At 38.1% G+C, this 12,134-nt stretch carries 12 protein-coding genes; 9 read left to right on the plus strand and 3 right to left on the minus strand.

Annotation, left to right across the window (positions count from 1 at the left end; all coding sequences use genetic code 11):
• Positions 1–101: 101 nt before the first annotated feature.
• The 3 genes from M5A78_RS03560 to M5A78_RS03570 all read right to left on the minus strand — a co-directional run bounded on the left by M5A78_RS03560 (position 102) and on the right by M5A78_RS03570 (position 3,289).
• Positions 102–1,613, minus strand: a complete 1,512-nt coding sequence (locus tag M5A78_RS03560) for a coproporphyrinogen III oxidase (RefSeq protein WP_248733911.1) — start codon at positions 1,611–1,613, stop codon at positions 102–104.
• 321 nt (positions 1,614–1,934) lie between these two features.
• Positions 1,935–2,804 carry a Cof-type HAD-IIB family hydrolase gene (locus M5A78_RS03565; RefSeq protein WP_248733912.1) on the minus strand — a complete coding sequence of 290 codons (870 nt, stop codon included), beginning with the start codon at positions 2,802–2,804 and terminating at the stop codon, positions 1,935–1,937.
• 137 nt (positions 2,805–2,941) lie between these two features.
• A complete protein-coding gene (locus M5A78_RS03570; RefSeq protein WP_248733913.1) occupies positions 2,942–3,289 on the minus strand; it encodes a YlbF family regulator in 348 nt (115 codons plus the stop codon).
• A 306-nt stretch (positions 3,290–3,595) separates the two neighbouring features.
• Here M5A78_RS03570 and M5A78_RS03575 point away from each other — a divergent pair, with 306 nt between their 5' ends.
• The 9 genes from M5A78_RS03575 to M5A78_RS03620 all read left to right on the plus strand — a co-directional run bounded on the left by M5A78_RS03575 (position 3,596) and on the right by M5A78_RS03620 (position 12,082).
• Entirely contained in the window at positions 3,596–4,969 is a 1,374-nt protein-coding gene (locus M5A78_RS03575) for a YheC/YheD family endospore coat-associated protein (RefSeq protein ID WP_248733914.1), read from the plus strand.
• A gap of 7 nt (positions 4,970–4,976) precedes the next feature.
• Positions 4,977–6,080 carry a YheC/YheD family endospore coat-associated protein gene (locus tag M5A78_RS03580; RefSeq protein WP_248733915.1) on the plus strand — a complete coding sequence of 368 codons (1,104 nt, stop codon included), beginning with the start codon at positions 4,977–4,979 and terminating at the stop codon, positions 6,078–6,080.
• Positions 6,058–7,422: a YheC/YheD family endospore coat-associated protein gene (locus M5A78_RS03585; RefSeq protein ID WP_248733916.1), complete on the plus strand. Its 1,365-nt coding sequence runs from the start codon at positions 6,058–6,060 to the stop codon at positions 7,420–7,422. The genes M5A78_RS03580 and M5A78_RS03585 overlap by 23 nt, the downstream gene beginning before the upstream one ends.
• Positions 7,419–8,459: a YheC/YheD family endospore coat-associated protein gene (locus M5A78_RS03590; protein WP_248733917.1), complete on the plus strand. Its 1,041-nt coding sequence runs from the start codon at positions 7,419–7,421 to the stop codon at positions 8,457–8,459. The genes M5A78_RS03585 and M5A78_RS03590 overlap by 4 nt, the downstream gene beginning before the upstream one ends.
• A gap of 71 nt (positions 8,460–8,530) precedes the next feature.
• The gene (locus tag M5A78_RS03595) at positions 8,531–8,740 is read left to right on the plus strand and encodes a YheE family protein (protein WP_248733918.1); all 210 of its coding nucleotides are present in this window, start codon (positions 8,531–8,533) and stop codon (positions 8,738–8,740) included.
• A gap of 77 nt (positions 8,741–8,817) precedes the next feature.
• Positions 8,818–9,009, plus strand: a complete 192-nt coding sequence (locus M5A78_RS03600; RefSeq protein WP_248733919.1) for a hypothetical protein — start codon at positions 8,818–8,820, stop codon at positions 9,007–9,009.
• Positions 9,010–9,161: 152 nt separating this feature from the next.
• The gene (locus M5A78_RS03605; protein WP_248733920.1) at positions 9,162–10,070 is read left to right on the plus strand and encodes a PucR family transcriptional regulator; all 909 of its coding nucleotides are present in this window, start codon (positions 9,162–9,164) and stop codon (positions 10,068–10,070) included.
• A gap of 107 nt (positions 10,071–10,177) precedes the next feature.
• Entirely contained in the window at positions 10,178–11,278 is a 1,101-nt protein-coding gene (locus tag M5A78_RS03610) for an ABC transporter ATP-binding protein (RefSeq protein ID WP_248733921.1), read from the plus strand.
• A 600-nt stretch (positions 11,279–11,878) separates the two neighbouring features.
• Complete coding sequence (locus tag M5A78_RS03620; protein ID WP_248733923.1) at positions 11,879–12,082, plus strand: alpha/beta-type small acid-soluble spore protein; 204 nt, start codon at positions 11,879–11,881, stop codon at positions 12,080–12,082.
• The last annotated feature ends 52 nt before the right edge of the window (positions 12,083–12,134 follow it).

A 12,134-nucleotide genomic window follows, 5' to 3' on the forward strand; every position in this document is an offset into this window, starting at 1 on the left:
TACACTGTAGAGTGTATTAGACAATCCATATAATTATTCGATATTCAGCCGTGATAATCCTTTATTAAGAACAAATAAATTCAAAAATCCCCTGCCAAAATTTAGGCAGGAGAACCTTTTTCCGAGAATAACTCATCTAAAATTTTTAGTTTTTCTTCTGTGTAGGCTGCAAATCCGTCATTATAGGATTTCGGATCCTTCGGATTGGCAAAGTGGGTAATCTTACCGGTAATCGGATCGATAAATTTGCTTGCTGCCCCGCAGCCTAGTCCAATAATCGTCTGCTGTTCCTCCATAATCATTATGTTATAGATACTCTCTTGATTAGGAAGAGAATAGCCGACATTCTCAAGATTACCAAGAATGTTCTTTTGCCTGTATAGATAATAAGGTACATAGCCATGACCTTCTGTCCAAACCTCAGCAAGCTCCATCATTTTTTCAGCCTCATCACGGCCCGCCACTTTGTATTTCTCCTTGTTCTTGGTCATTTCAGATGCACGCTTGAATGACAAGGTATGGACCGTTAAAGATTCAGGCATCAGCTTTTCTGTTTCCGCTAAAGAGTGGGTAAATTCAGGTACACCCTCACCAGGCAAGCCAATAATTAAGTCCATATTGATATTATTCATGCCCATGGAACGAGCCAAATGGTATTTTTCTACGGTCTCGGTAACTGTATGATGTCGGCCAATCGCTTTTAACGTTTCTTGGGTATACGATTGCGGATTGATGCTAATCCGGTCAATATTCCACTTCTTTAAGACTTCTAATTTTTCCGGTGTAATGGTATCAGGTCGTCCCGCTTCAACGGTAATCTCGCGAATATTCTCCACATCTGGAAACGAGTCATACATTTCTTCATAAAGCATATCCATCTCGTTTGCTGTAATACTAGTGGGTGTACCTCCCCCATAGTATACCGTGGTAATACGTACACCTTTTTCCTTTAACCAAGCTCCGATTTTCTTCATTTCATAATGAAGTCCACCGAGAAAGGAATCCACAGAACCCTGGCGTCCGTTGATCGCATAAGCCGGAAAAGTGCAATACGCACATTTCGTTGGACAAAAAGGAATCCCAATATAAATGCTTACTTCTTTTTGAAGTGAGTATAAATCAGGGACAACCGATAACTGTCGATCAACAATTTGCTGCATCAATTTAATCTTTTCATCGGTGATTAAGTAATCTTCCTTTAGCTGCTGATGGGCAGCCGCTAAAGGGACACCTTCCTGTATTTTCCGATGGAGCAGTTTAGTTGGTCTCACCCCAGTTAAAATACCCCACTTTTGTGTAATCCCTGAAAAGTCCTGGAGAACAGTTAAATAAGCATGGGCCACTGCATTTTTTAGTTGTTTAAACCATTCCTTTTCGGAATCACTTGAAACCATCTCTTTTTGATACTCAGAAACATATACTTTTCCATTGTTATCCTTTAGTTCAGCGAAAACCGATACATGCTTATTGACTTGTAACGTAAATTTTATCTGTATATCAGCTTCTTCAGCATTTGCTGTTAATATCTGTGATTCTTCAAAAAATAAATTAGCAATCAGCCTTAGTGGCCGACTAAATCTTTCATCCTCTAATCCTATTATCGAAATTCGCAATTAAATCACCTTTCAATAGTAAACTTCCTTAAGTGTACAAAATCGCGAAAACAAGGTCAATAAGTTGGAAATCATTCACATAAACCAGCAATAACGGAAATGGTATTTCAACCCACCATCTTCTATGGTAATACACTCCTTTATAAACCCCAGTCTAACTTAATAAAGGAGGTGTGAGCAGAGCTTGGCTTCACCTATTCAAAGTAAACAATGTATATTTTCCTCTTAAATTGAATATACTGATTTGTTTTTGCGACGCTCCGCCCCTTTTCCATAAATAGAAAAGATACCACAGGTTAGGTCCCGTGATATCTTTGCCAATCATTTTTTTATGATATTCATCTTTCTTAAAAATTCAATTGGCTGCTGCTTGCGGAAGTGCTCCTTTACCATATAGGCAACACCATGCTCATTTTCCGACCTCGTTACCCAATCAGAAGCCTTTTTTACTTCAAAGACGGCATTCCACATCGCGACCCCAAGGCCTGCAGCTTCAATTAAAGAAACATCATCTAGGGCATCACCAATATAAACCATTTCACTTCTACGGATTCCAAGTTGGTTTCCTAAGTAAGTCAATCCTGTTAATTTTGAAACGCCAGCAGGAACAATATCCAGCCTTAGTGAATCAAGTTCGATTATGTCAATCTCATTAAACATTTTTCTAAGGATTTTCTTTACATCGATCAGGTCGCCTCTATCTTCAAAATAAACCTCTATTTTTGGTGGTGTAACTGGCTGGTCATGTAAATATTCACTTAGTGAAGAGACAAATTGCTGGGAATAAAAAACCGGATCTCCAGATGTAAAAACTGTTTTTGCCAAAAAGTTATTATTCAGCTTTAACTTATTCGCTAATGAAAATTGTTCATGTACAAGACGGATTTGGCAGGGGATTGCCTCTAGGAGACGAACAGTATCATAGGTAATGTCTTCATTAATCCTTTTTACATAAATCGGCTTTTCTTCAGGACTTGCAATATAGGCACCTTGATGTGTAATAAGTGGTGATTTTATTTTTAACGCCTTTGCCACCTTTCTTGCTGATGGGAAACTGCGTGATGTTACAAGCGTTAGATAAATACCTTTTTGCTGAACATAATCAATGGCTTCTTTTGTTGACTTATGGATTTTTCCATTCGTTTGAAGAAGCGTGCCATCAATATTTAATGCAAGCAAGCGATAAATCATTATGTTGCCCCCTGTTCTTGGTGAAATTACCCTTATATCACTTTTATGACTTTTCACTCATTAATAGAACAGATGAGATGGCCTCACTATCGAAAAAGAAAAAAACCCCCGTTTTTCCGAGGGCTTAGCTTTGAAGTTTACAATTGTCCATATAAGTCTTCTAATGGTTTCATAATTACTTTATTTAATTCACCGATAATCATGCTCATTCGCTGTTCTGCTTGCATGAGATGGGCAATTTTTTGATTTTGCTGAACTAGTGCTACTGTTGACTGTGCTTGCTGAATTTCTTGTTCAGATATATCCTGACCCATCATTTGTTTTTGCTGTAGATTCATTTGGATTTGACGGAATTGATCAAACATTTGTTTTGCCGCCGGATCGGCATTCACTTCGCTATATGCCTGCTTTAATTGTGTATACTCATCACTTTGACGAATTGCGGTTTCTAAGGCATATGCGGAATCATATAAATTTACTGCCATCGGGTTCACTCCTTTTCAGATAAGATGAAACGGCCATCAGTGGTGGTTTTACACAGATGGTTAGTTGAATCAATCGGGCTTTTACGGGCAGTGGATACCACTTAACCTTAGGTGTTTCCTCCTCTAAGAATGGAGTGGGGGCTCTTACTGCCGTTAATGCGAGATAAACAATTCTCCACAACTATAACAAACTATTCATTCAAATGCGAGAATGTTCAAATCACCAACCAAATTATTTTCACATACGATACTATATCAACGAATGCCCATAAAAAACGATTCTATACGTGTAAATGAGGAGTGATTATGTCATTTTCATTAACCCCTGTTAAAATTGTGCCCTGGATTTTCACTGTGAAAAATGATTGCCAAGTACAAATGTCCGAGCAATTGTTTACCCATTTACAATTAAAAGAGAATCTAGATTTGAAAATCACATTAGGGAAGAAAACAATCACAACTACCGTTCAAACTGTAGAAATGGCCGCTGACGAAATACTTTTACCGGAAAAGATGATAACAGAATTTTGTCTGCCACTTCAAAGCTACAAATTTCAGGCCATGTATCTAGCAGAAAGTCATACGCTGAAGCTAGGACCCATGGTCGGATTACTGACAAATTTCACCTCAAATAAGCATGAAGAGCCGCACTTTCGCACCATCCATTCCTTTTGTGAGGAACTGCATCACGGAATAACGATGCAAGGTGGTTTTTTCTACGTTTTTTCTTATGACAAATTTTTAAACGAAGGCTATTACCTTGATGACGGGAAATGGATTCTATTTGAGCCGCCACTGCCAGATGTCATATATAATCGTATCCATTCCAGAAGACTGGAACAAAAGGATTCCTATAAACATTTTCGCAAACGGCTGGAACAATTAATGATCCCGATATTTAATGATCGTTTTCTTTCTAAATGGGAAGTGTATGAGCAGCTAAGCGAAGAAAGACATCTTTTCCCCTATATTCCCGAAACGAAAATTTTCTCAAAGGAACACCTGCATGATTTTATCCAAAAATACGAAACCGTCTTCCTAAAACCGATTCATGGGAGCCAGGGCAGGAACATTATTAAAGTTATAAAGGAAATGGAATACCTCTATACGTTTCAAACGTCGTTAACTGATCAGTCAGATCAGTTAGGGAATAAATATTCCTTAGACGAAATTTATCCGTTGATAAAACCAATCCTTCATAATCGAATTTATATTATTCAACAGGGCCTTTCTTTAGTAACACATCAATCATGTGCCATCGATTTTAGGGTTTTATGTCATAAAAATCAAACCGACCACTGGGAAATTACATCCATTGTGGCAAGGATAGCTGCTGAACAGGAATTTGTTTCTAATATCGCGAAAGGCGGAACAATTACAAGACCGTTGAATGTCTTGAGAACTTGTTTGGACCGAAGAAAATCTTTAGAAGTACTTGCACAAATGAAGGAATTGGCTCTTGAAACAGCTTCCGTTATTAGCAGCCACTCAGCAGGCATAACGGGAGAACTTGGCATCGACATCGGTGTCGATCTTGATGGCAGGCTTTGGTTAATTGAGGTCAATTCCAAGCCCTCAAAAAATTTCGATGATGGTTTAGGAAAAATTAGACCATCTGCAAAGGCGATCATCCAATTTTGTGCGAAGCTTGGATTTGAAACCGAGCCATTAAAGGAGTGACATTAAAATGATTACATTTGGCATTATGACGTTAACTATGGAGAGTGAAAATTCTTATATTAAAGAAATCGCCAGCCTTGCTGAATCGTGCGAGATGGAGGTTTTCCGCTTCCTTCCATCCGATATCAATCCACATACGCTTCAGGTAAAAGGGAAAAGGTTTGATTCAAAAGCTCAATGCTGGCTGGAAAGTGAACGGCCAATCCCATCCATCATTTACGATCGCTGTTTCTACGGAGAGGATGAACATTCCAAACAATGCTTGCCGATTGTCTCTTGGCTGAAGAGCAGAAATGATATTACCTTTTTAGGCTATGGATTGCCTAATAAACTTGAAATTTATAAAACATTACGGAACACTGGTTTAGTTTCCTATTTACCTGATACTCAATCAGTTTCGGATACAGGCATTATTCTAAAAGAATTAGCGACGAAGAAAAAAATTATCTTAAAGCCAATTAATGGATCTGGTGGGTACAGTATTTATTACTTGAAAAAAAACGACAAAACCTTTCATGTGAAAACAGAAAAACACAAGAAAATTATTTCACGTATATTTCCAAATGAGGCTAAGCTTCTTCAATGGTTAAAACCGTTAATCAATCAGCGTGACTTTCTGCTGCAGCCGTATCTAGAACTATCCAATAATGAACTCCAGCCCTTTGATATCCGTGTTCTCCTGCAAAAAAGTGTGCGAGGGGTCTGGGGCGAACTTGGCAGAGGGATTCGCATCGGAAGTACTGGGGGCATTCTATCAAACTTAAGTGCAGGAGGGGCCGTCATCGCGTTTACAGATTGGCTATCTTCACTTCCACCTGCAAAGGGGGAATATATACGCCAAGAATTAGACTACATTCTTACCAACCTCCCTGCCCTCCTTGAAAAGGAATTTATGCCATTGTTTGAGATTGGTGTTGATATTGGTATCGCAAAAAACGGATCCATTTGGATTCTTGATGTCAATTCCAAACCGGGAAGAAAGGTACTATTACAAACACGGCCAGATTTGAAGGAGATCATTCACATGAAACCGCTGCTTTATGGCAAATACCTTTCCGGAACGGATCCGCAAGAAAGGAAGAACTATTATGAGAAAACATTATCTCATTGAAGTTACTCAAAATGATCAAATGGTTGTGTTCTGTCCCCAGGCTGTCCTTCGGGATAAACAGATAAAAAAAATTGCTTTTGGCTCAAAATCAATTGCTGTTGATTTTTTCCCACATCCTGATAAAAATGACCGGATTGTGATAAGCAAGAAAATTCAAGAAGCCATCCAGTTCCCTCATTTTACTATCCCATTACATGCCTTTATCGAAAACCAAATTCTTTATATCGGTCCACTCGTAGGTATTTTTACAGCGGGGTTTACTTCCATTCCCCAGCAGCCAGTTGGCGAACGAACATTGTTTTTTTCAAAACTGTTATCTGTTAATAAACCGGTCGGTGCCTTGGCATTTGTCTTCGGGGAGCAGCATATTGATTGGGAGCAAGGAACGATTGAAGGTTACTTTTTTCATAATCAGGCTTGGACAACGGTTGAGGTTCCCTTTCCAAATGTGATTTACGACCGCCTGCCCAATCGAAAAAGTGAGAACAACCCAAAATTGATTAAAGTAAGAGAGCGACTACAAAAAGAATATCTCATTCCATGGTACAATCCCGGTTTTTTCAATAAACTAGATATTTATGAGAGACTTCAGAAAGATCCATCGGTTACTACTTACTTGCCGGAGACCCATCCATTTACGTCCTTTTCCATCATGGAAACGATGCTGTCCAAATATGGCCATATTTTTATAAAGCCAAAAAACGGCAGCCTCGGTTTAGGTGTTCATCAGGTGATTTTTGACAAACAAACAGGCGATTATTATTGTCGATATCAAGACGATGGCTATATTAATCGATTACGAAAATTTGTCAGTTTAGAACGTTTGTTTCATTCCGTATTTGCTCATCAATCACTAGAAAAAATGTTAGTGCAGCAAGGCATTTCCTTGCTTAGAAATGAAAAGCGTTCCATTGATTTTCGTGTCCATACAAATAAGGATGACTATGGAAAATGGCAAGTATCAGCGATTGCCGCGAAAATTGCCGGTCATGGAAGCGTAACTACACATGCACGAAGTGGTGGTGATATCAAAACAATCGCAGAAATTTTCCCAAAGGAAGAATGTGATTTATATACCGAAAAGCTGATAAGTACTGCACTATTGCTTAGCAAATCACTCGACAGAAATATTGAAGGCATTATTGGTGAGATTGGTTTTGATTTAGGTATCGACCGAAACGGAAATGTATGGATCTTTGAAGCTAATTCCAAACCAGGCAGATCTATTTTTAGTCATCCTGAATTGAAGGAAGTTGATTTCCTAACACGGAAATTATCAATCGCATTTGCCATTTTTCTAACCGAGCAAGCTTTATTACATCCTGAGGAACTGTTCAAATGATAAACAATACGACTGGTCCACTGATTGGGATTTTGACTTCTCGGAAGGAAAATGGTGACATAGCAGGTAACGGCCCGCTTTTTATTGAATTGCAAAAAAAGCTTATTTCATTAAATGGAGTAAGCTTTGTCTTTACAACTGAAGGAACAACGAAGGATTTCATTATTGGCTATACCTTTTCACTTGAGAAAAAATGCTGGATAAAGCGGAAATTTCCCTACCCGAGCCTTGTTTATAATCGAATTCCGTTTCGAAAATCAGAACAAAAGGAATCATTCCGACGTTTTATTTCCGTGTTAAGGGACAAAAAAATCCCCTTTTTTAATCCATGTTTTATCGATAAATATGAGCTCTATGAGTTATTAAAAAATCATCCGGTGCTACAAAACTTTTTACCGCAAACAATCCTTGTACAGGAAAAAAAGGAATTGTTCTCTTTTCTGAAGAAACATAAAAGCATTTATTTAAAACCATCGCAAGCATCTAAAGGAATAGGTATTTTCCGTCTAAAGCTAATGAATCCATCTGCAATTCAACTTCAAGGGGTTGATAATTATGAATCCTATCCATCCTTTCATCGTTTTTGGGACAGATGGAACAAGGAACTACTTGAGAAAAACTATTTGGCCCAGGAAGAAATTAATTCAGCCGAGTATGAGGGAAACCGCTTCGATTTTCGCATTCTTGCCCATGCAGAGGTGGATGGTTATGTTCTAACAGGAGTCGGAATTAGGCAGGCCCAGACTCAAGAGATTACGACACATATACCAACCGGAGGGAGACTGCTTCCCTACGAGCTTTTCCAATCTACGGAACATGATCAATTCATTCAAACGGTTGTCCCACATATCGGAGAAGCATTATCGAAACAATTTGGTTTTTTTGGCGAGTTTTCTATTGATGCAGGTATAAGTAAAACTGGTCGGTATTCCATTTATGAAGTAAATTCAAAGCCGATGAGTTTTGATGAGACAGAGATTGAAGAAAGGAAAATAGAACAGCTTTGCCGCTTATTCCTTCAATTAGCAGATAATTAAAACTAATATGTGTTTAAATAATTCCCTAAACAAGGTAATCTAGAGATAGCATGTAAAAGGGGATGTTTACTATGTTGATGCATTTTCAGTTCAAACCATTATTTGAAAATAAAAATATTCCTGGCTGGAACTTTTCCTTTTACTATAAAAAGCAAAGGTTTACAGGTATCTACCACCAAACGGGAAAAATTGAATTCACAACAAGTACTCCTGAACAAGAAGAAATTGACAAATTAACAAGCCAAATCCATGAATTAATGCTTTATCACGTCTATGAATAATTCTGCCTAAACTCCCTATGCATGAAAATTTATCCTTTCCACAAACTAAACATAGAAATGGGAAAGGATTGATTGTCATGGAAAAGGATAAAGAAAAGGGATCGAATCAAGGCTCAGTTCATGAAGGAAGAGATAAAGCCTATATGGATATTGACCGAATGATTAATGAAGGAATGTCCGGTGGTACAGTCCATGCTCGGCATAATTCAACAAATATTGAAGAAGCACATGACCTTACCGAGGAACTACCACCCTATGAATGTGACTAATTCAATTCAGAGAAACAACTAGGCTAGCCAACATTCTATAGGCTCAGCCTTTTTAATTGTCACTCGATTACTGGTATAATGTAGTAGAATTTCTAGGTAGACGGGCGCCTTGCGCTTTTCTTAAAATATTTTGATAATGGGGAAAATGATCGATGCTACGAAAATTATTGTCCATATACGAGAATTCCATTTTGTTTCCCAATCAACCAGAGAATCCTTCTGAACAATTGTATATCTTTTGTAACGATGAAGAGAATGAGTGGATTGGCATTCCTAAAACAGACATCAGTGAAAAAGAATTAACGCTTTTAAAAACGATCTACAAACTAGTTGAGGTTCAAACATCATTTTACCTATCATCTAAAAGTGGCTGGTCAGAATTTTTATTTTTTGATGGTCCTCTTCCACCATATGATTCTGGGACTCATTTCCGCTTTATTCAGTTTCAAATTAGCAGTCATGATGGGAACCAATTCGAAATTGAGTCTGCTTTAAAAGGCTTCTTTACTGAGGAAGTGACCATCATTTGGGAAAGCAGTAGCCGGGGAATTGTCATAGAAGAGAAGAAACTAATTTCTCTTTCCGAAGATGAACTAATTTCTATGTCAGAAACATTCGAAAGTGATTTTTATGTGAAAATTTCTTTTTTTATTGGGAAACTCCATCCCTTTTCCCATCAACTACGCTCACAACTTCTCCGGGAAAAAGAATACTTTACTTTTGGAATTACCAATTTGGGTAACCCGAATATCTTTACATTTGAACGGGTTTTTCCAGCCTATTTAGCGAATCATTTGCCAGAAGAATTAAAACAAAAAGTCAACCAAGAGGTCATAGAGATATTCCATGATGACCCGGAAATGTTTTCAACCATCAAGTTTTTTTTAGAAAATAATTTAAATGCAAGTTTGACAGCTAAAAAATTGTATATCCATCGAAACACGCTTCAATATCGCATCGATAAATTTAGTGAAAAAACTGGCATTGGATTAAAAGATTTTTACGGAGCCTTTACGGTCTTTTTAGCTTGCCTCTTGTTTGAACAAAATCAGGATATGTAACAATGTGCCCAAAAAAGCGTTTTCAGTTTTTGTGCAACCTGTCCATACTTTTTTTCCATCTGACACTGTAAACTAAGTTTACTAAGATTAACAAGGGGGAAATTCACATGGCAGAGTTAAAATTAGATCATATTTATAAAATTTACGATAATAAAGTAACCGCTGTTCAAGATTTCAATTTACATATTGAAGATAAGGAATTTATCGTATTTGTTGGTCCGTCCGGATGCGGAAAGTCAACGACACTTCGAATGATTGCTGGTCTTGAAGATATTTCAAAAGGTGACTTTTACATTGATGGGAAAAGAGTAAACGATGTCGCACCGAAAGACCGCGATATTGCGATGGTTTTCCAAAACTATGCCCTTTACCCACATATGACCGTTTATGATAACATGGCCTTCGGTTTGAAACTGCGTAAATTTGCCAAAGACGAAATTGATCGTCGGGTAAAGGAAGCGGCAAAAATTCTTGGCTTAGAAGCTTACTTAACTCGTAAACCAAAGGCTCTATCTGGTGGTCAGCGCCAGCGTGTTGCCTTGGGCCGTGCCATTGTCCGTGACGCTAAGGTATTCTTAATGGACGAACCTTTATCCAATCTTGATGCCAAGCTCCGTGTGCAAATGCGCGCCGAGATTGCCAAGCTCCACCGTCGTTTAGATACAACGACCATCTATGTTACTCATGACCAAACTGAAGCAATGACAATGGCAACTCGATTAGTTGTTATGAAAGACGGTGTCATTCAACAAGTTGGTTCGCCTAAAGAAGTATATGAAAAACCAGAAAATGTGTTTGTCGGCGGCTTTATTGGTTCCCCGGCGATGAATTTCTTTAATGGTAAACTTGAAGATGGCAAGTTTGTAATTGGAAAAACATCTGTTGCGGTTCCGGAAGGAAAAATGAAATTCCTTCGTGAGCAAGGCTATGTCGGAAAGTCCATTATCCTAGGGATTCGTCCAGAAGATATCCATGATGAACCGGTTTTCATTGAAGCGTCTTCCGGAACAAAAATTACCGCTAATATTGATGTTGCCGAGTTAACTGGTGCCGAATTAATGATCTACTCTGCTATTGGCGATCAAGATTTTGTCGCTCGACTTGATTCACGTGCCGATGTCAAACCAGGTGATAAATTAGACTTAGCCTTTGACTTAAACAAGGCCCACTTCTTTGATACCGATACAGAATTAAGAATCCGTCCGTAATACGAAATATAATAATTTCTAAAGCCTCCGTTTCTAATATATGAGGCTTATTCTTTTATCAAAATTACTTCATCTTGATGGCAATTAGGGCAGCTGTATAGGTGCGGACACTTATGTCCTGATTTCGTATCAGGATAATTGTCCTCCATTTTCATTATATTAATTTCCATATACGGACTATAGTCATCATAAAAATCCATAATCCGGCCGCTTTCCAACATAGGTTCTCCACAATTGGTACATATTAAATAGACGTCCCGAAAACCATTACAGACTGGGCATACTGACATACACTTCACCCTTTTGATTATTAGATACCTTTAGTTTGTGTTAGTTTACCTGTGGTATGTAATGGAATAAATTACTAATCAATATCACGAATAAGTCTTCAAGATATAATCATAATAAAGATTACAAAGCAATAATTACACACGATGGATGAAACCAATTAAAGTAGTAAGCGGTGCAAGTCAGGATAATCCAGCCAAAAAGAAGATATTTACTAGAGGAAACAATCATAATATGGGTTAGGCCAAGGAGGCAATCATATGGTTCAATTCCATACTGACCCCAAACTTATTAAGAGGAGTGTTTTCAACTATGGCTACTAACAACAACTCTAATCAACTTGTAGTACCAGGCGTTCAACAAGCACTTGATCAAATGAAGTATGAAATTGCTACAGAATTTGGCGTAACCCTTGGTGCTGATACAACTTCACGTGCAAATGGTTCTGTCGGAGGAGAAATTACAAAGCGTCTTGTTCAAATGGCTGAATCCCAACTTGGCGGGTTCCAACGTTAATTTTTAACAAACCCACTTATACAACAAATAAATAATATGGCTTAGCCCCCTC

The organism is Neobacillus rhizosphaerae (genome assembly GCF_937468385.1).
GTDB lineage: Bacteria > Bacillota > Bacilli > Bacillales > Cytobacillaceae > Neobacillus > Neobacillus rhizosphaerae.

What these genes read in the sequence shown, in the direction of transcription:
- M5A78_RS03565 (WP_248733912.1), bottom strand. Translation starts at nt 2,804, where the DNA reads ATGATTTATCGCTTGCTTGCATTAAATATTGATGGCACGCTTCTTCAA.
- M5A78_RS03575 (WP_248733914.1), top strand. Translation starts at nt 3,596, where the DNA reads ATGTCATTTTCATTAACCCCTGTTAAAATTGTGCCCTGGATTTTCACT.
- M5A78_RS03595 (WP_248733918.1), top strand. Translation starts at nt 8,531, where the DNA reads ATGTTGATGCATTTTCAGTTCAAACCATTATTTGAAAATAAAAATATT.
- M5A78_RS03580 (WP_248733915.1), top strand. Translation starts at nt 4,977, where the DNA reads ATGATTACATTTGGCATTATGACGTTAACTATGGAGAGTGAAAATTCT.
- M5A78_RS03605 (WP_248733920.1), top strand. Translation starts at nt 9,162, where the DNA reads ATGCTACGAAAATTATTGTCCATATACGAGAATTCCATTTTGTTTCCC.
- M5A78_RS03585 (WP_248733916.1), top strand. Translation starts at nt 6,058, where the DNA reads ATGAGAAAACATTATCTCATTGAAGTTACTCAAAATGATCAAATGGTT.
- M5A78_RS03600 (WP_248733919.1), top strand. Translation starts at nt 8,818, where the DNA reads ATGGAAAAGGATAAAGAAAAGGGATCGAATCAAGGCTCAGTTCATGAA.
- M5A78_RS03620 (WP_248733923.1), top strand. Translation starts at nt 11,879, where the DNA reads ATGGCTACTAACAACAACTCTAATCAACTTGTAGTACCAGGCGTTCAA.
- M5A78_RS03570 (WP_248733913.1), bottom strand. Translation starts at nt 3,289, where the DNA reads ATGGCAGTAAATTTATATGATTCCGCATATGCCTTAGAAACCGCAATT.
- M5A78_RS03590 (WP_248733917.1), top strand. Translation starts at nt 7,419, where the DNA reads ATGATAAACAATACGACTGGTCCACTGATTGGGATTTTGACTTCTCGG.
- M5A78_RS03610 (WP_248733921.1), top strand. Translation starts at nt 10,178, where the DNA reads ATGGCAGAGTTAAAATTAGATCATATTTATAAAATTTACGATAATAAA.